Origin of the sequence: Kiloniella sp. EL199 (genome assembly GCF_900313065.1) — a bacterium.
In the GTDB taxonomy this organism is placed as follows: Bacteria; Pseudomonadota; Alphaproteobacteria; order Kiloniellales; family Kiloniellaceae; genus Kiloniella.
Genome location: NZ_OMPU01000013.1, coordinates 509,598 through 528,307 on the forward strand (window position 1 = coordinate 509,598; position 18,710 = coordinate 528,307).

Annotated in this window: 17 protein-coding genes; 9 read left to right on the forward strand and 8 right to left on the reverse strand. The window is 45.8% G+C overall.

The window, feature by feature from the left end:
- Positions 1-13: 13 nt before the first annotated feature.
- Entirely contained in the window at positions 14-1,054 is a 1,041-nt protein-coding gene (locus tag D9A03_RS17245; protein ID WP_254055081.1) for an alpha/beta hydrolase, read from the reverse strand.
- 357 nt (positions 1,055-1,411) lie between these two features.
- Positions 1,412-2,494: an ABC transporter ATP-binding protein gene (locus D9A03_RS17250; protein WP_216825520.1), complete on the reverse strand. Its 1,083-nt coding sequence runs from the start codon at positions 2,492-2,494 to the stop codon at positions 1,412-1,414.
- 260 nt (positions 2,495-2,754) lie between these two features.
- On the opposite strand from D9A03_RS17250, the gene D9A03_RS17255 reads away from it, so the two are divergent.
- The 7 genes from D9A03_RS17255 (at position 2,755) to D9A03_RS17285 (ending at position 8,289) form a co-directional block, all read left to right on the forward strand.
- A complete protein-coding gene (locus D9A03_RS17255) occupies positions 2,755-2,934 on the forward strand; it encodes a zinc-finger domain-containing protein (protein ID WP_120498435.1) in 180 nt (59 codons plus the stop codon).
- A gap of 100 nt (positions 2,935-3,034) precedes the next feature.
- A complete protein-coding gene (locus tag D9A03_RS17260) occupies positions 3,035-3,682 on the forward strand; it encodes a hypothetical protein (protein WP_120498436.1) in 648 nt (215 codons plus the stop codon).
- Positions 3,683-3,844: 162 nt separating this feature from the next.
- Positions 3,845-5,209 (forward strand): DNA-3-methyladenine glycosylase 2 family protein, encoded by a 1,365-nt coding sequence (locus D9A03_RS17265; RefSeq protein ID WP_120498437.1) that lies wholly within the window; start codon positions 3,845-3,847, stop codon positions 5,207-5,209.
- Positions 5,209-5,748 (forward strand): methylated-DNA--[protein]-cysteine S-methyltransferase, encoded by a 540-nt coding sequence (locus tag D9A03_RS17270; protein ID WP_120498438.1) that lies wholly within the window; start codon positions 5,209-5,211, stop codon positions 5,746-5,748. Before D9A03_RS17265 ends, D9A03_RS17270 begins: the two co-directional genes overlap by 1 nt.
- Positions 5,749-5,993: 245 nt before the next feature.
- Complete coding sequence (locus D9A03_RS17275; RefSeq protein WP_162938221.1) at positions 5,994-6,803, forward strand: DUF4344 domain-containing metallopeptidase; 810 nt, start codon at positions 5,994-5,996, stop codon at positions 6,801-6,803.
- Positions 6,804-6,909: 106 nt separating this feature from the next.
- Positions 6,910-7,440 (forward strand): RNA polymerase sigma factor, encoded by a 531-nt coding sequence (locus D9A03_RS17280; RefSeq protein ID WP_120498440.1) that lies wholly within the window; start codon positions 6,910-6,912, stop codon positions 7,438-7,440.
- Positions 7,441-7,458: 18 nt separating this feature from the next.
- Positions 7,459-8,289 carry a hypothetical protein gene (locus D9A03_RS17285; protein WP_120498441.1) on the forward strand — a complete coding sequence of 277 codons (831 nt, stop codon included), beginning with the start codon at positions 7,459-7,461 and terminating at the stop codon, positions 8,287-8,289.
- A gap of 118 nt (positions 8,290-8,407) precedes the next feature.
- On the opposite strand, the gene D9A03_RS17290 is transcribed toward D9A03_RS17285, so the two are convergent.
- Positions 8,408-8,752, reverse strand: coding sequence for a hypothetical protein (locus D9A03_RS17290; protein WP_120498442.1), 345 nt, complete (start codon positions 8,750-8,752; stop codon positions 8,408-8,410).
- A gap of 115 nt (positions 8,753-8,867) precedes the next feature.
- The gene (locus tag D9A03_RS17295) at positions 8,868-10,190 is read right to left on the reverse strand and encodes a molybdopterin-dependent oxidoreductase (RefSeq protein ID WP_120498443.1); all 1,323 of its coding nucleotides are present in this window, start codon (positions 10,188-10,190) and stop codon (positions 8,868-8,870) included.
- A gap of 234 nt (positions 10,191-10,424) precedes the next feature.
- On the opposite strand from D9A03_RS17295, the gene polA reads away from it, so the two are divergent.
- Positions 10,425-13,205, forward strand: coding sequence for a DNA polymerase I (gene polA, locus D9A03_RS17300; protein WP_120498444.1), 2,781 nt, complete (start codon positions 10,425-10,427; stop codon positions 13,203-13,205).
- Positions 13,206-13,257: 52 nt separating this feature from the next.
- Here the strand turns inward: polA and D9A03_RS17305 are convergent, their stop codons facing one another.
- Both D9A03_RS17305 and D9A03_RS17315 read right to left on the reverse strand, forming a co-directional pair.
- On the reverse strand, positions 13,258-14,037 hold the full coding sequence (locus D9A03_RS17305; RefSeq protein ID WP_120498445.1) for an HAD-IIA family hydrolase: 780 nt from the start codon (positions 14,035-14,037) through the stop codon (positions 13,258-13,260).
- Between the two features lie 322 nt (positions 14,038-14,359).
- Positions 14,360-15,529, reverse strand: coding sequence for a PLP-dependent aspartate aminotransferase family protein (locus D9A03_RS17315; protein ID WP_120498447.1), 1,170 nt, complete (start codon positions 15,527-15,529; stop codon positions 14,360-14,362).
- A 92-nt stretch (positions 15,530-15,621) separates the two neighbouring features.
- On the opposite strand from D9A03_RS17315, the gene D9A03_RS17320 reads away from it, so the two are divergent.
- Positions 15,622-17,028: a PLP-dependent aminotransferase family protein gene (locus D9A03_RS17320; protein WP_120498448.1), complete on the forward strand. Its 1,407-nt coding sequence runs from the start codon at positions 15,622-15,624 to the stop codon at positions 17,026-17,028.
- 117 nt (positions 17,029-17,145) lie between these two features.
- Here D9A03_RS17320 and D9A03_RS17325 read toward each other — a convergent pair whose 3' ends face one another.
- Entirely contained in the window at positions 17,146-17,586 is a 441-nt protein-coding gene (locus D9A03_RS17325) for a DoxX family protein (protein WP_120498449.1), read from the reverse strand.
- 108 nt (positions 17,587-17,694) lie between these two features.
- The gene (locus D9A03_RS17330) at positions 17,695-18,492 is read right to left on the reverse strand and encodes a HugZ family protein (RefSeq protein WP_120498450.1); all 798 of its coding nucleotides are present in this window, start codon (positions 18,490-18,492) and stop codon (positions 17,695-17,697) included.
- Between the last annotated feature and the right edge of the window lie 218 nt (positions 18,493-18,710).

The following is an 18,710-nucleotide window of genomic DNA, read 5'->3' on the forward strand; positions in this document are numbered from 1 at the left end:
CTTTCGTTATAGTTCAATCTCTTTTTGCTTCCTGTTTCAGGTCTTCCTGATCCAGTTTCTGTTGTGCGTTGAGATCGGCGCCCGATGGTAAAGGCGTTGCCCGGTCATTGACCCAGCTTGCGATATCGGCAAGAACAGCTTCGGCCTGTAAATCCCGCAACAGCATGTGCCACCCTTCCGGGTAGAGGACTGCCTTTTGTGGTCCAGAAATGCCATTTGGCAATCGTTTCCAGACATCGCGCGTTGGGTGCCATGGCACGACTTCATCCTTTTCGCCATAGAGCAAAAGCGCGGGAAGGGTCAGGCTGTCGGGCGAACCATAGGCGGCATCCATCAAGTCCGTCAGGCCATAGACACTATCAATCCGAGTGCTTTTGATCACGAGGGGATCTTTGCCAAGGCCGATTAACATGGGGATATTGTCCGAAGCCTGTATTTTCAAACCGCTGCCGGTAAAGCTTGCCCATGGTGTGGTGTGGGCGACAAGCCACAGCGACGCGCGCTGATACCACGGCATGGTTTTTCTAGCCCATACGGCGGGGGCGGAGAGGATAACGCCGTCTATATCCAGATTGGTGTTATCGACCAGAGTGGTGTTATCGATAGGAGATGAAACACTTTGCTCAGATCTGTTTCTTTCTTCCAAAGCAGCCATAGCCACTGCACCGCCCATGCTGATCCCGAGCACATAGAGGGGTGTATCGGGATGTCGTTGACGCAAGAGTTTGGCGGCGGTACGCAGATCTGATGTCATGCGTTTGTGTCCACCCCACAAGCCGGGATGAGGGGCCGCCCCAAACCCGCGTTGATCATAGGCATAGGTGGCAATGCCTGCGTCTTGCCAAAAGGTCCCGGGACCATCAAAGGCATTGGAATAGTCATTAAAGCCATGCAGGCCGAGAATGATAGCAGAGGGTTTATCCTCGGGCAGCCAGCTTCTCAATGGGAGCTGCAGGCCATCATCTGTAATAAGATAATCGTCTGTGAGTTCTGCGGCTTGTGTCAGTTTACCAGCGGGGCCAAGGCGCGGCGTACAGGCGGCGAATGTGGTCATTAGAAATAAGCACAAAAGAAGAGAGCGCCAAAACCTGTTATTTAAAACTCCACATACACCAAACATTTTAACCTTCATAGCCGCTAAAACTAGCTCTTGCTCCCAGTATTTCATGGGTTGTTTCATCGTCTTTCTACACTTCTCTCTTCACGCCTTGCGTAAAAGTTAACTTTAATGACTATAAATTGCCAGTCTGATTAAAGGGTAAAAGGTATAGAGGAAGCTTTTGATTTCTCAAGGCTTAAGGCAAGAAATCAGTTTTGATAATTTAGAGACCTAAAGACAAAAAATAGATTTGGGGGGTAAGGGGGAAGGAAACCTTCCCCCTCGTAAACTTATGTTACGTGTGAAATCACATTAGGCAGTGGCGTTGTGCGCCCCGCGGGTCAGTTGCAGGAAGATATCTTCCAGATCCCCCTGATCCGTTGTCAGATCCAGAATGGAAAGACCCGCAGCATGTGCGGCTTTGAGGATTTCTGCGAGCTGTCCATCATCGGATTTGTAAGTGAAAGTTAGCTCACGGGCTGACTTCTGTTCTACGTGGAAAGCCGTAAAGCTGCCGGGCAAATTATCAAGATCTTCGCTAAGGGTAAGGGTTAGCGTTTTGCTTTCGATACGTGCAAGCAAGGCTTCGGTGGTATCACAGGCAATGACCTGTCCGTGGTTGATGATTGCTATTTCATCACAAAGCTCTTCGGCTTCTTCCAGATAGTGTGTGGTCAGCAGAATTGTGGTACCGCGTTTGTTGAGTTCACGTACATAGGCCCAAAGCTGTTGACGAAGTTCGATATCCACGCCTGCGGTCGGCTCATCAAGAACGAGAACGGGGGGATTGTGCACCATGGCTTTACCAACCATCAAGCGGCGTTTCATCCCGCCGGACAGGCTACGGGTATAGGTTTTTGCCTTGTCGGCGAGGCCCATGACATCCAGGATTTCTTCGCTACGGCGCTCACTTTTGGGAACGCCATAAAGGCCGGCCTGAAGTTCCAGTAGTTCCAAGGGCGTGAAGAAGGGATCAAAGTTCAGTTCTTGTGGCACCACACCAATAGACATACGCGCCGGACGCATCTCGTCCACAATGTCATGGCCCCAGATCTTGGTAGAGCCACTGGTTTTGTTGACGAGGCCAGCCAGAATATTGATCAGGGTCGATTTTCCGGCACCGTTTGGTCCCAAAAGGCCAAAAATACTGCCACGCGGGATTTTAAGGTCAACAGAACTCAGGGCTCGTTTTTCTTCGGCGTTTTTTCCGGCGGCTTGATAGACCTTGGTCAGACCTTCGAGTTCAACGGCGTAAGTGGGCATGCCAGATGGATCCTTATCTGTTGTATCCTTATCTGCAAAGTCTGGAGCTTCAGACTGTGCCGGGTTGTTTTGCCCCAAGCTGTTTTGTGGGGGCGTGTTGCTTGTTTGGGCGTAACTGTGATCGTCAGGCATAATATGTACTATCTGTCCGTCTTAAAAGGCTGTTTACCTTAAAAGGTTTAGAATGGTTTAAATTGTTGTCCGGCGGGGAAAAGGAAGCCGTTGGAAAAAGAGGCTGGAAACTTTCCTGTCTGGACGGTAAAAGAATTTCAGCATCATTACATAGTGACTATTGTCTCAATAATAAAGTCCCCCATGAAAAAGTGGGCTGAAGATCGCAAGGAAAATTTGCTATTCAGTTCGAAGTCAAGGGGTGAAGTCAGGAAAGAGTTATGGCCGTTACTGAAACGCAAGAGGTTGAAACCAACGTTGTTGCCTGTGATGGCGGCAGTGGTCCCGAAGGACACCCACTCGTTTATCTCAACATGAATGGGAAGAACGAAATCACCTGCCCTTATTGCAGCAAGCATTTTATTTTAAAGGAAGGTGCGGGCGGCGGAAGCGGTCACTAAAACTTTCCGGTCAAGATATATTCAAAAGCTCCATGCCTTAAAAGTTCTGTGCTCCGGGTGTGGAGCTTTTATTTTCTGCAAAGCATCAAGTGAGGGCATAATGTTCCGTATGATCATAATCATTGTCGGAATAGTCATTGCACTTTCCGGCTGTAATAAAAGACAGCTTAATTTGACGGGTTCTGGGCCAATAGAATTAAGCCCGGAAATTGAAGTTGCTTATCAAAGATATTTAGAAAATGAACCCGTGATTTTTTCTGTGTCCACGGATGGAACGTCCAGTTGGCACGGGCTTGTTTGTGAAAATGGAGACTGTCGTCGCGAAGCTAACAAGCTAAAATATTATGCTAATGGCGCATGTGTAAACAAGGCAGGCGGCTTCTTAAATCCTGAAGGTATCGTTTGTAAAGTTTATGATATCAGAGGTAAGATTGTATGGGATAAAAGCGGACCTCGAATAGATGATTTGGCTAAAGTTGAGGAACAGATCGTAATTTTCAACGGCAAGCTCACTGAAGGTCAACAAAAAGCCTTTGATGTTTATCAAAGTAGAATCAGTATCAAGAATCCTGAACTAACATTTGTTTATGCGGTAAGTAACAATGGTGCAGACTCCTTTGCTTATTCTAAAGAGGCAGCGCCCCACAAAGATTTAAAAGATAGAGTGATCCGCTATTGTGAAGTTAAATCCAAAGGCGAGCCGTGTTTTTTGTACGCGGTTAATGATAAAATCGTAATCAATGAATAGAGCCGATATTTATATTTAAAGTCCATCTGTACGCTCTAGTAAGCTTTTTGTCTTTTGAAGATGGTTTTGACTGTTTTTGCGTTCAGTTCCGTTTTTAGCCAGAATTCTTTGGGTTGCAATTTAAGATGATGGATGTCACCCGTTAGTTCGCTAGAGATTCCTATGCTTGATTCAAAAGTTTGCCAAAAAGCCCGATTATCCAGAGATCCCCGGTTCGATGGTAAATTTTTTACGGCCGTCAAAACCACAGGGATTTATTGCCGTACGATCTGTCCGGTCTATCCGCCGAAAGAAAAAAACGTCTTATATTACCCTACTGCGATAGAGGCGGCGAATGCTGGTTTCAGGCCTTGTTTGAGATGTCGTCCTGACAGCGCACCGGGTTCACCAGCGTGGAAAGGAACCAATGCGACATTGGACCGCGCAATCAGATTGATTGACGAAGGTGCTTTGCAAGATGGATCGCTTGAACAACTTGCTGATCAATTAGGTATTACAGATCGGTATCTGAGGCGGCTTTTTGATAAAAGCTTTGGAATTTCGCCAAAAGCCTATGCGCTTTATCAACAATGTCTTTTTGCGAAACAGTTATTACATCAGACAAATCTGCCAATTATTCAGGTCGCGTTTGCGAGTGGTTTCAAGAGTCTGAGACGCTTTAATGACTGTTTTAAAACACATCTCAAATTGACGCCTTCACAAGTGCGGAAAAAAGGTCAAGCAGCTTCAAACATCTTGCAGCTGAATTTTTACTATCGTCCTCCTTATGATTGGCCGTCTATGCAGAGATTTTTGGCTAAGAGAGCTATAGGTAAGCTGGAATGGTGCGATGATACAAGCTATGGGCGGACCTTTAGCTGGTTTGGTTCCCAAGGTCATTTTACCGCACGCCATGATTCAGCAAAAAACCGCTTTGTAATTACGATTGCTCTGGATGATCTTTCTCATTTGAAAGCGCTGGTCGCCAATATCCGCAGAGTATTGGATATGGATGTCGATATTCAAGCCATAGAATCAGATATCGAGGGCTGTATTCGTCCGTCATTCCCACTTAAATCCGGGCTGCGGTTACCGGGTATATGGTCTTCTTTTGAGGCGGGTGTTCGCGCTATTCTCGGGCAACAGATTTCAGTTGCGACAGCGCGTGAACAGGCAAGGATTGTGGTTGAGGAATTGGGGAGTTCTATGGGGGATAACAAGATTTTCCCAACACCCAGGCAGTTGGCTGAAAGCGATTTGGGTTTTCTTAAAGTTCCAATATCGCGGAAGCAAACGCTGCACAATCTGGCGCAACATTATCTTGAACATGATACCCCGGATGATCTTTCTAACTGGCAGACGTTGTCGGGCATTGGACCGTGGACAATTGGCTATGTCCGCATGAGGGGGCAAAGTGACCCGGATGTTTATCTCGATAGTGATCTTGGGGTGAAAAACGCGTTGCAAAAATATACAACACCAATCAATTCTGATATGGCGGCCCCTTGGCGAAGTTATCTAACCTTACAGTTATGGAACCAGTTATAATGTATACTGACTATATCGAAACACCTCTTGGCATGGTGGAAATCAAAGCGTCAGAAAAAGGTGTGCGGCACGTTATTTTTTGTGGTTCCGAACGGACAACTGTGCAGCCCAGTTCCATCACAGATTGTTGCAAACAGCAGCTTAAAGATTATTTTGACGGTTCGCGAAAAGAATTTGATTTGCCGCTTGATCCACAGGGGACTGATTTTCAAAAATCTGTCTGGGCAATTTTAGCCAAGATTTCCTTTGGGGAAACGCTTTCCTATATGGATATTGCCGAGAAATTGAACAACCCGAAGGGAGTGCGTGCAGTCGGTGGCGCAAATGGTCGGAACCCTATTAGTCTCATTCTTCCTTGTCACAGGGTTGTTGGCAGCAATGGAACGCTTACGGGCTATGCTGGTGGCGTGGCCAGAAAGCAATGGTTGCTGGAACATGAAGGGATTCAGTTGAATTTTCTCAGGAAAAACGAGCAACTCGACCTGCAGGATATAATCCATACTCGTCAGGATAAGACCCGGTTTTTAAATAAACCATGATCCTCATTAATATATTCATTTAGCCAGATACCAAGGCAATCTTCATACCTTAAAAGTTATGCTGAAGCTCAATTTCGACCTTTTTCGTTTTTTGAAAGTTGGTTTATACTTTTGCATGCAGGATTATGAATGAGGTTTCGCAAGAGATGACGCTTATGTGGTGGGGTTTGGAAGCTTTAGCCAAGCATGTTTATAGAACAGTGCATGGCTTGAAAATTTCTGTGTCCAGGAGGGGCATACTTGGAGTGTTCATCCTTGGGATTCTTGGCTGTAGTATCTTGTTATCTACGCAGCTACAGGCACAGGATGAAGAAGAGTTGTCTGCACAAGAGTTTATCGCAGGAAATATTCTGCTGACCCTTTATCACGAGGCAGGTCACGCCTTTGTTTCTATGTACAATCTACGGCTGAGTGAAAGGGAAGAGGACGCAGTTGATCACTTCTCTATCATTGCCCTGACCGAAGAACTTAATGAAGGAAACTTGAGAGAAGAGCGGGAAATTCAGCTTGATAATTACCTTTTTGCAACGGCCCTCTATTGGTTGGTCATGAGCGAGGATGAAGACTTTGACGCCAGCAGTGAAGGACGAGAGCATTCACTGGATTCAGAGCGGTTTTTGCAACACCTGTGCATGGTTTACGGATCAGATCCTGATGTCTATGTGGATTTACCTGCGGACTTTGATGTTGCTGATTTAGTGACGTCGGAATGTGTTGGCGAGTACGAAGAAAAAACTGATGAATGGTATGACATGTTAGCGTCACACTGGCTTGGAGATCGTATTCGTACAGACAGGATCGTGATTGTCGAAGACAAACCGGACCCACGCTACAAGGGATATCGCGAATGGTTGCATGTACATGGTGTCTTGGACGAGTTTGAAAGCTACGTTGAAGGTAATTTCTACTTGCCGCGTGAAATCACCTTACGTTTGATGTCTTGTGGTGAAGCCAATGCTTTTTGGGATCCGGAAAGTTTTGAAATTATTCTCTGTGATGAACAGATTGCAGAATACAGTCATATCTATGATCGTCTGGCTGAAGAGAATGGATAAGGTTTTGGACCTGATCTTATTATTATTGTATCTTTTCATGTAAATAATACGCATCAGAGAGAGTGATACTTATCTTGTCTCAAGATGATTTTGGTCAGGGAAGCCTTTGTTACGGTCATTTTTCGGCAGTCGTCGACGCATAGAAAAACTGGTTCCGGATTTGAAAGCCTATGCTATCGCCCTTTGTGGTGATCGGGATCTGGCAGAAGATCTGGTACAGGAAGCGATTGCGCGGGGGTTTGAATCTGGCACCCGATTGAAGTCGGCGGATGAGTTGCGGCCCTGGCTGTTTCGTGTTCTTCGCAATCATTTCTTTGACGAACAAAGAAAAAAGTCAGTGCGCAGGGAATATTTTGCGCAGGAGAAACGTTGGGTAAGTGAGATTAGTGACCAAACCCTTGATCTCGAAGATACTATAGCAATCAGAACGGCTTATGAAGAACTCTCCGCAGATCATAGAGAGGTTTTGGCTTTGGTGGATATATTGGGGTTACGTTACAAGGAAGTGGCCGAGTTACTGGATATTTCTCCGGGTACAGTTATGAGCAGGATCAGTCGTGCACGACAAGCGCTGTTACAAAGGCTGGAAGAAGAGGTGGAAGAAAAGATTGTTCAGTTCCCAAATGAATACCGTTGATCGTGAGTACCATTAATTATGCCCAGTAAGGATCGCCCGATCGGAGAAAGTCCGGATTGGGAAATATTAAATGCTTTTGTCGATGGTGAATTATCTCCATCCCAAGAAGCGTGGGTAAAAAACTGTGCCGATAATGACCCTGAAATTGCGTCTGAAATTTCAAGGCTTGTGGTTTTAAAGAACGCTCTGGCGGGGAGTGCTTTGACCAGTTCGAATGAACAGATTTCTGATACAGAGGAAAGAAAAACGGTTGGGTACAGGCAGGTCGCGGGCGGTGTATCTGCTATTGCTGCAATTATTGTCTTACTTGTGGTGGTGTTTCCGTTGGGGTATTTTTCTTCACCTGATTTCGAGCACTGGGCGCGAGACCGTCATAAAGACCTGTCCAGGCAAAGCTTTGTTGTATCAAAGCTTGAATACAAGCCGTTGATCGCGGCTGCTGCATCTGGCACGTTACAAGCACCAGACCTTACGGGTAGCAAGCTTTATCTCGTAGATTTGTCTATCGGCACTTTTGGTCATGATGATGCAATTGTTATGCACTATCGGGGATTGCGAGGGTGCCGGATTTCTCTGTTGGTAACGCCACTTCTAAATGATCAGAAGCGCGTGGATAGTGAGATTGAGGAGCGCTCTTCTGATCGTCTCGGGCCAGAAAAACTGATATCTGATTTCTGGAATGGTGAGCGTTTCCGTTTTGCTCTTTTGGCAACAGGTATGGAACGGAAGCGATTTGATTCTATTGCGACTTATCTGAAGCTTGAGGGGGAAAGAAATCTTCCTTCTTCTAATGATGAAGCGCAGTACGCAATGCAGCAGGTCTATGCACAGTCTACACCTTGTGTATAGTTTGTTTGAGTTTTCGAAAGCTGTCTCATCAAACAATAATTAAAGATAAAGCCGAACAAGTGTTTGTCCGGCTTTATCTTGGATGTTTTTCCCGTAACATCAAATATGATTTTATATCTTAGTTTGTAGGGAAGTTAGGCCGCTCAACGTTATAGTTTTTGGCGAGATAATCGAGAATTAAAGTCAGATCAGGTTCGTCAATTTCGCTCATGCCCTGATCTTCGACCATCCATTCCAGTGTTTCTTTCCACTCATTCCGAGAAAGCCCTTGCTGTTGCACAATTCGGGTCGAATGGCAGGCCGAACAATAGATCAAAACCTCTTCCTGTCCGGGACCTGCAACAAGTCCTTCAAACTCATCTTCGTCGGAATCTTGTCCGAGGCTGGGAGTATTAAAGGTAAAAAGAGACGCTACTAATAGGAAAGCTGTTGCAGCACTGCGGTGCAGTGATGTTTTCGTCATCGTATAATTATCCATAGGGCAAAATATCCACAGATCAAATGTTCATGGCGATTGCATGACTTACCCTGGCGATGAAAACCATCGCCAGGGTGCAGAGGAAAAGAACTTGAGGAGCTTAAGAAACCCGAACAGCGATGCGGTGCATTGTATTGTTCAGATACCCTTTGGGATTCCAGTCAATGGCATGTGGTTGGCTTTCTCCCTCTGAATCTGTGGCTTTTGCCCAAACTTCATAATAGCCCTTTTCCGGTAATGTGACCGCAGCAGACCAATTTTGCCAGGCACCCGTATTGGCCGCTTGGTCCAATTTGGCTTCCTGCCATGTTGCCCCGAAATCAATAGAGATTTTAACGGAACTGATATCCCGATCCCCGGACCATGCATGACCACGGACGGTAATGTTCTTGTCTGCTGTTTCCACACCGGATTGAGGGAAGGTGATGAGAGACTTAACCGGCATACGCTGGATAATCTCAAAATCTTTTTTATCAACCTTTTCACCGGGGGCAACCGGATGGTTTGGAACCCGATAGGCTTTGCCTGTCATTTTCGGGCCATCATGAACCTGATCTCTTAGCCAGATGCGCGTGAGCCATTTTTGAGAACAGGATCCCGGCCAGCCCGGAACAACAAGTCGCAAAGGCGCCCCGTTCATGGGGTGGATTGGCTCACCGTTTTGCTCGAAAGCGATCAGAATATTCGGGTCCATTGCTTTGGCAATGGGAACACCGCGAGAAATAGGCAGCTTTTCAGGATCTCCGGAAAGATGAGAATCTGCCCCTTCATGTGCTGTATAGATCACACTGCTTTGAACACCAGCGGCTTCCAGTACATCTTTCAGACGGACACCTGTCCATTGAGAGCAAGCCACGGCACCCAGTGTCCACTGGTTGCCTTTTGCTGGCGGGTTAAAATAAGCCCGTCCATTTCCGCCACACTCGATGACGAGTGCTTTGGTGACAACTTCAAATTTGCTTTTTAAATCAGCAATTGTGAGCTTCATGGGTTTGTCGACGAGACCATCAATGGTCAATGTCCATGAATTGGAATCAACGTCTTCTGGTGGAATGCCGTTATTTCGGATGAAGTGGCGATTTACCGGGGTTATTGCATCATCCAGAAGGTGTGGGGGTGTTTCAGCGTTGAGAGGACGATCATTGAGAAGCGTCAAACCGTCTTTTCCTTCGATAACACCTCCTGTCTCAGCAAGAGCAATCGGGATTAGGCCAGATGGCATGTTTTTGCTGAAAGGAATAGAAGCTCCGAGCATGGCCCCCATTGTGGCGAGGCCGGCACCTTTTAGAAAACCGCGACGATTTTGATCCGGAACGCGCCCGAAGATTTTGAAGTCGGCGGCAGCCGGGTCAGATGAATAGAGGTCAAAAAGTTTTGGAATTCCAGAGTTTTTTGCCCGTTTTTTTGATGGTTTTTCAGTCATGTATTCCCCGTGTGCGTAGTGAATTATTTATTTTTATTCTTGGTGTAACTGTGGGGATAACGTCTCGGGTTATGGTTTTATTCCATCTGTGTTGAAAAAAATTAACTGATTTAATCGGAAAAATTTTCTGGGTGTTTGCTCGTAAATTTTCTCTAGGCATTTTTTTATGTTTTTAAGATACATTTCTGTCATTCCTGCTCGACTTAATCGGACTGCTTGGGCATGCTGTGCAGCATGACTGATAACGTACCTTTCAAGCACCTCTACCTCGTGGATGGTTCCGGATATATTTTCCGGGCTTTCTTTGGCATTCCTCCGATGACTCGCCCTGACGGAACACCTGTTAATGCGGTATTTGGATTCACCAATATGTTGTTGAAATTGCGCGACGATATGGAGGCAGACGGTATTGCGGTCATCTTTGATGCCGGGCGGGAAAGTTTCCGGATGGAGATCTATGAAGAGTATAAATCTCATAGACCTGAAGCACCTGAAGATCTGATTCCACAATTTGCCCTTATCAGAGAAGCAACCGATGCTCTGAACTTGCCACAGGTGGAAATGCAAGGCTTCGAAGCCGATGATTTAATTGCTACTTACGCAAGACAGGCCAAGGAACAGGGGATAGATGTGACCATTGTGTCATCAGATAAAGACCTGATGCAACTGGTTGAACCCGGCATTTCCATGCTGGATCCCATGAAGAATAAAAAAATTGGGCCGGATGAAGTTTTTGAAAAATTCGGAGTGCAACCGAACAAGGTTGTCGATGTTCAGGCTTTAGCGGGTGATTCCGTTGATAACGTACCGGGCGTGCCCGGTATTGGCATAAAAACCGCCGCTCAGTTGATCACTGAATATGGAGACCTGGAAAGTTTGCTTGAGCGCGCAGGCGAGATCAAGCAACCAAAACGCCGGGAAAAATTGCAGGATAATGCAGAAATGGCGCGCATCAGCAAGCAGTTGGTGACTCTTAAACAGGATGTGCCTGTTGAAATTCCTCTGGAAGGTTTTGCGACCCGGGAACCCGTGGCAGAAGTTCTGCGCCCCTTTTTGGAAGTAAATGCTTTCCGGTCTCTTTTAGCCAGAATGTCAAAGCGGCTAGGGGATGCCCCGATGGAAGTAGCTGACGAAGCTGCATCTGAAGATGGAGATCCCGAATATGAACTGGTGCAAGACGAAGAAGCACTTGTCAGGTGGATTGCGGATGCCAAGTTAAAGGGAACTGTCGCCGTTGATACAGAGACGACGTCGCTGGATGCCATGAGTGCTAATCTTGTTGGCGTTAGCTTGTCCACAGGCGGCAACAAGGCCTGTTACATTCCATTGAATCATATTGCGATCTCTGAGAGTGGTGATGGTGGGCTTGATCTTTTGGGCGGTTCAGCGGATCGTCCGAAGCAAATTCCGAAAGAGCGTGCTGTTGAACTTTTGAAGCCGTTGCTGGAAGATCCGTCGGTTCTCAAAATCGGGCAAAATATCAAGTATGATATGGTGATTTTTGCTCAAAACGGAATTTCTGTTTCACCCGTTGATGATACGATGTTGTTATCTTATGTGCTTGAAGGTGGAATGCACGGGCACGGCATGGACGAGCTGGCTGAGCTTCATCTGGATCATACGACAATTAAATTCAAGGAAGTTGCCGGAACAGGTAAATCACAGGTTACTTTTGATAAGGTACCTTTGGATAAAGCACTGGATTATGCTGCGGAAGATGCTCTTATTACCTATCGCCTTCATGCCGCTTTGAAGCCGCGTCTGGTTCCTGAGAAGATGACAACCGTCTATGAGACGATTGAGCGACCTCTGGTAAAGGTGTTGGCAGATATGGAGCAGCGCGGGATTAAGGCTGATCGCCCTTTTCTGCATCGCCTTTCCAATAATTTTGCCCAACGTCTGGTTGACTTACAGTCCGAGATTCATGAAATAGCGGGTGAACCCTTTACCATTGGATCACCCAAGCAACTGGGTGAAATCCTGTTTGACAAGCTTGGTTTGCCCGGTGGTAAAAAAGGTAAAAGCGGGTCTTACAGTACCGGAGCAGACATTCTTGAAGGACTTGCGGCCGAAGGACATACCTTGCCAACCAAAGTTTTGGAGTGGCGTCAGCTTTCCAAGTTGAAAAGCACCTATACAGATGCCTTGCAGGATCAAATTAATAGCGAAACGGGGCGTGTTCATACATCCTATGCACAGGCTGTGGCATCAACCGGGCGACTATCTTCATCTGATCCAAACCTGCAGAACATTCCCGTTCGCACTGAAGAGGGGCGCAAGATCAGAGATGCCTTTATCGCTGAAGATGGCTATAAACTGCTTTCTGTAGATTATTCTCAGGTTGAATTACGTCTTGTTGCTGAAATTGCCAAAGAAGATGCTTTGCGTCAGGCCTTTATTGATGGTCAGGATATTCACGCCATTACAGCGCATCAGGTTTTTGATACGCCTATTGAGGGCATGGACCCTATGATCCGCCGACAGGCTAAGGCGATTAATTTTGGTATTATCTATGGACAGTCTGCGTTTGGTCTGGCCGCGAGTTTGGGGATTTCCCGAAAGGATGCCAAAGATTATATTGATGCTTATTTCGGACGTTTCCCGGGAATCAAACGCTATATGGAAGAGACCAAAGAATTTGCCCACAAACATGGTTTTGTGAAAACATTGTTTGGGCGTCATATTCATGTGCCGTCGATCAATGAAAAAAATCCAATGCGCAAAAATTTTGGCGAACGGGCAGCTATTAATGCGCCAATTCAAGGGACAGCAGCAGATATCATCAAACGGGCAATGATCAGAATGCCGGCTGCGTTGGGCAATGCTGATTTAAGCGCAAAGATGCTGCTTCAGGTGCATGATGAATTGATCTTTGAGGTTCCTGAAGCAGAAGTTGATGCGACCTCTGAGGTTGTTCGTTCTGTTATGGAGAACGCTTGTGATCCTGTGCTAAAGCTCTCAATACCCCTTACCGCAGATGCCGGTGTCGGGCGGAGTTGGGGTGAAGCGCACTAGATATTGTATGCTGGAATGATGGAGAAGCCGGGATTATGCCTGGCTTTTCTTATTACCCGAACAGAATGTCGGTGAGATCTTTGTAGTCTTCGGCAATCCATGTTGGTTTGTGTTCAGCGTACTCACCGTCTTTTCGGTTGGCGACACCCGTCAGAATCAGGATGGATTTCATCCCTGCTTTATGGCCGGCAAGAATATCAGTGAATAGATTATCTCCGATAATTACGCATTGATCAGCGGGTTTTCCGATGCGTTTCAAGGCCGCATCCATAATAGGTTTTTCGGGTTTTCCAAAAATTTCAGGTTCTTTGTTTGTGGCGGCCTGAACAGCAGCAACCAATGGTCCTGCTTCGGGCAAGGTGCCATCTTCGACCGTAATCAACCGGTCTGTATTGGTTGCTATGAAGCGGGCGCCCCTATCGATAAATCGCAGGGCGTTGCTTAATTTTTCATAGTTGATACTGCGGTCATAGCTGACGACAACGGCATCGGCTTCATGGTCTGTGGTACTATCCACAATAACCATACCAGCTTTTTTGAGAGTCTCTTTAAGCGGTTCTTCCCCAAGACAATAGATCTTTGTTCCGGGGGTTAGTCCTGTTGCAACAGCCTGTGCAGAGGTGAGAACATCATCTTCTGTACAGGGAATGCCCATAGATACCAATTGATCTGCGACGGCTGCAGGGTGTCTATTGCCACGGTTGGTTACAAACAAAAAGGGAATGTTACGTTCTTTCAATGTGGTAATGAACTCACTTGCGCCGGGAATAGCATCTGTTCCTCGGTAAACTGTGCCATCAAGATCAAATAAAAGGGCCGAGATATTATGCATTAACAAAGTCCTCTTGAAATCTGTTGTGGCTTAATAGCAGATTTCATTGTGAATAAAAAAGCCCAACCTTTCGGTCGGGCTTTGGTTTGTTTTATGGGGTCAATTTTGGAGGTCGAATCACATATTGCTTGTACTGAATTGTTCGAGAACCTGAAAGATATTGCTTCCTTTGACAAATTTAAAGGGCAGGTACCTTTAAAAAACATAAGGGATAAATACCCGGCTTCTTCATATTTTTTGTTGTATCTTGAAATAGGCTTGTAGATTTATCACCGAATATTCAAAGAAATCGGCAGCAAGGCAACGTCAGTGATATTACCCTCTAAGCACTTTTTGATAGGGCTTGATCTGCATCGCTCAGAAGACTTTCTGTGGGTTCTATTCCTGTAGCCAGACGAACCATTCCTGGTTCCAATCCTTGATTTTTAAGTTCGGCATCTGTCAATCTGCTACCAAACAGAGCTGCAGGCTGGATTGCCACAGAGGTTATGCCCCCGAGACTGCTGGCGAGTTCAGGAATCTTGAGAGCTTCGATAAAATTACGCCCGCCCTGAAGTCCGCCTTTTATGGTGAAGCTCAACAATCCCCCATAGCCATCCATCTGTTTTTGAGCCAGTTGATGTTGCGGATGACTTGATAGACCAGGATAAAATACCTGTTCAATTCGGGGATGGTCTTCTAACATTTCTGCCAGTGCTTGGGCGTTTTCATTGTGTCGTGCAATTCGCAATTCCAGAGTTCGCAAACCACGGAGGGCAAGCCAGGAGTTAAAAGGGGAGCCAATTGCTCCGTTTATTGTGTTGTAATCCCAAATACGTTTCATGATCTCATGATTGGTGAGGATTGCACCACATACTAAATCATGGTGTCCGCCGATGTATTTGGAAATACTGTGCATCACGATATCTACCCCCTGCTCAATCGGTCTCTGATTGAATGGCGTAGAAAAGGTATTATCACAAAAAGTCAAAATTTTACGGTCACGAGCCAATGTCGCTACTGCTTCTAGGTCGGTAATTTTTAAAAGCGGGTTTGATGGCGTTTCCAGCATAATAAGCTTGGTATTAGGTCGAAGTGCTCGCTCGAATGCTTCTACGGATGTTTGATCGACAAGTGTTGATTCAACGCCGAAACTTGGAAGTACAGTTTTTGTTAGTTTATGAGTACCGATATAATGTGACTTTTGAGCTACGACATGATCGCCCACTTTCAGTAAAGCCATCATGGTTGTCGAGATAGAGGCCATTCCCGACGCGAAGATCATACCTTCTTCAGCTCCTTCAGCTTTGGCCAATAGTTGCGAAAGCGATCTGTTATTGGGATTACCATAGCGTTGGTACAGATCTGCCGACATATCTCCCGAAATAATTTCGAAGCGTTCAGGGCTACCAATTTTATAATTCAATGATTGATGTAATGCTGGTGATACCGCTGGGTCTTCTTCGTCATGACTGAGGAAAAAGTTCGCAATTGAATTTGTTGATTGCACCATTTTTGCCCTTCCGATTTCAGAATTGGGTTGCTCTTAGTCGTAAGCTAGATCAAAATTGATCTATGAAGCAATGATTATAATGGACTATAGCAATGTGGTTGCCCAAAACCCTAAAGGCCGATGGGCCCAGATATTTAGCTATTTTAAGTGCTCTTGAAGCGGATATCGCTTCCGGGGCAGTTGAAGATGGTTTACCACTGGCTCCGCAACGTGAGTTGGCCTTTCAACTGGGTATCAGTGTTGGGACAGTGGTTCGTGCTTATTCAATTGCTAAACAGCGTGGATTGGTTTCAGGAGAAGTTGGGCGAGGAACTTTTGTCAATGCACGCAAAGCTCTAGCAGAAGAGGACTATTTCGGAGATGGAAGTGGTCACTTCGCAACGAATACTTCTGATCAAATTGATCTCTCGTTAAACATTTCCCCACCATTGAGAGAAGCTGATCAGATTGGCAACGCATTGAGGAGTATTTCGGGAGATGCTCAGCTGGCTCAGATGATACGTTATGGAGTACATCTTGGACCACAAAAAAGCCGCAGAATACTTGCGGAATGGGTTACTGAAACAAGTCATGATAATTTACGGCCTTCGCCAGAACAGATCGCATTAAGTGGAGGTGCTCAGCAGGCGATATGGGCGATTTGTTCGGGGAAGATTCGGCCTGGTGATACTATCTTGGCGGAAAGTTCAACTTTTGCAGGCATTAAATCAGTTGCAGGCCTTTTAGGGGCAACTGTACACGGTGTCGACATGGATGAGCAGGGGCTTTTGCCTGATGCCTTGGATAAGGCGATTTCTTTAACCAATGCACGCATTTTATATGTAATGCCAACACTCCAAAATCCTACGGGAATTACAATGCCAGAGGAGCGACGTAAGGCAATTTTATCTGTAGTGGCCAAGAATGATATTCTCGTAATTGAGGATGATGTGTATGGGTTCTTAAAGCCGGATGCTCCTCCGCCTCTTGCAGCTAAACTTCCAGAGAAAGTTTACTATGTGAGTAGCTTTTCAAAATCAGTCGCACCGGGGTTGCGCGTAGGATATTGCGTTTTTCCTGACCATATGAAGACTGGAATTGAAGCTGCTTTGAGGGCGACGTGCTGGATGAACCCACCAATAATGTCAGAGCTAGTTATGCAGTTGATTGAACGACGCGAGATTGAAAGTATTGTGACATCTCGCATTTCTACTGCTCGATCACGTCTGTCAATCGCACGCGAGAAACTTGGCTCAACATTTCCGGATTTAGACTGGTCCACCCCAAGATACCATCTTTGGTTATCACAACCTGACAATGCGTCTGCGGAACGCTTTGTGAGGCTTGCTCAAGAAGCTGGTGTTTTGGTCTCACCCCCCGAAACTGTTGCTTCTGATGCTTCTTCGCCTTCTGGTATACGAGTTTGTCTTGGCTGCCCCTTGGATGAAGAAACACTTATTATTGCACTAGACCGTATGACCTCAATAGATTTTACGCATTGGAATTTTTCTACGATATAATGAAGCCTCACTTCTCGATGTAAATATACTGCAAGGGGAGATTTCATTGCCAATAAAAAAGCCCAACCTTTCGGTCGGGCTTTGGTTTGTTTTATGTGGCCAATTTTGGAGATCGAATCACATATTGCCTGTACTGAATTTGGGGTCGGTTCCCAGATGTTTCAAGAGGGGAACAAATTCGTCCCGACGCAGGTACATGATGATTAGGCCAGAAAACCAGACGCCGACAGCCTGTGTGAAGAGTTTCCCGCCATCATTATACGGGTCGATGCCCAGTGGAGTGAAGACGTGGAAGAAAATAGCACCGGTCATCAGAGCCAGTGACAGCAAGCCGCCAAGAGATTGAAGTCTTGGAATGAAAAGCAAAATACAGGCAAGTAGCTCTGCACCACCTGTCAAGTAGCGACCATGGGGCTCAAACCACGCCAGCCCACTCCAATCTTCGAGAACTTGAAAGAGATGACTTCCCTTGGCAAATTTAAAGGGCAGGTATCTTAAAAAAACATAGGCGATAAATATCGCAAGCAAATATGGCAGTACTTTTTTGATCATAGACATTTATTTTACTCCCCAAGTCTGTGTTCCAGTAAAGATCTGTGTTCCATGAAGTGCATATGACTTTTTAAATGATCAAGCGCCAGTAACATTTTTGATAACAAGTTGTTATCAGGATGTTCGTTCCTTTGTGGCTCGGGCTTCTTTGGTTTGGGAAACCAGTGCATTTCTGGCTTCGATGGTTGTGGTAACAAGTTGACTAAATGAGCATCTGGCATGAACATGGCCGTTGTGTAGGTCCCAACCCTCTGGATCAATGCCGCACATGCGCCATTTGCCCGGATCTAACCGGAGAGTTTCTTCTGCAATCACACTAATTGCATCTGCATGGTCGCTGTTCATGTGGTCGATGATAGATGTTTCGGCTTCGATGAGTTCCTGAGATCCATGGCAATCTAGCTTTAAATCTTCCGCGGGCACCCAAATGGCTTTTGCGAACCCGCCGATAAGATGGGCTTCCTGAATATCATAGCGATATAAGCTAAAGTCCTTGAAACCAGCATAGAGTTTCGATGCAGGATGTCGGGTTAAAAAGCGTTGTAACATCCGGTCATTATTTGCCTTGCGCATTGTGCCAATCAAAGTAACACGTCCACCAGCCAAGGGGTCTCGATATCCGGCTGTGCCATCAAATAACATCCCGGTTTTAGGATTATGGGCCATATTCTGGCTGTGATCTGCCAGATCGGATAACATCATGTATGGCGTCGCGTCATGATCCAGTGCGACAAGCGATAATGATGCATAGGGATGCGGGCTAGAGACTGTCATTGCTTTTCCGCCGGGAGCATCAGTTGGCTTAGTGCCCGGGGAAAGTTCTGTTGCAATATAGGCTTTTGTTGCCCAACGCATAAGGTTTCGTGCTTTTTCTGCTTCGCTTGAGTTGGGGTTGGGCTTAATTTTATTCATTTTAAGTACCTGATCGAAATCCAGAGGGGTAATATGAGCACCACATTGAATTTAAAGAAAAAAAAGTAAATTTGACAATTTGTCTCTGTTTCATTGTCTAGTGTTAAAGACAAGAAGTTATTCACTAAAACAGAGTGTAGTACTTTGGAATATTTATAAAAATTAAAAAAGATAACGGTAAATGACAACCTATTATTGATATTAACCATAATTGAAAC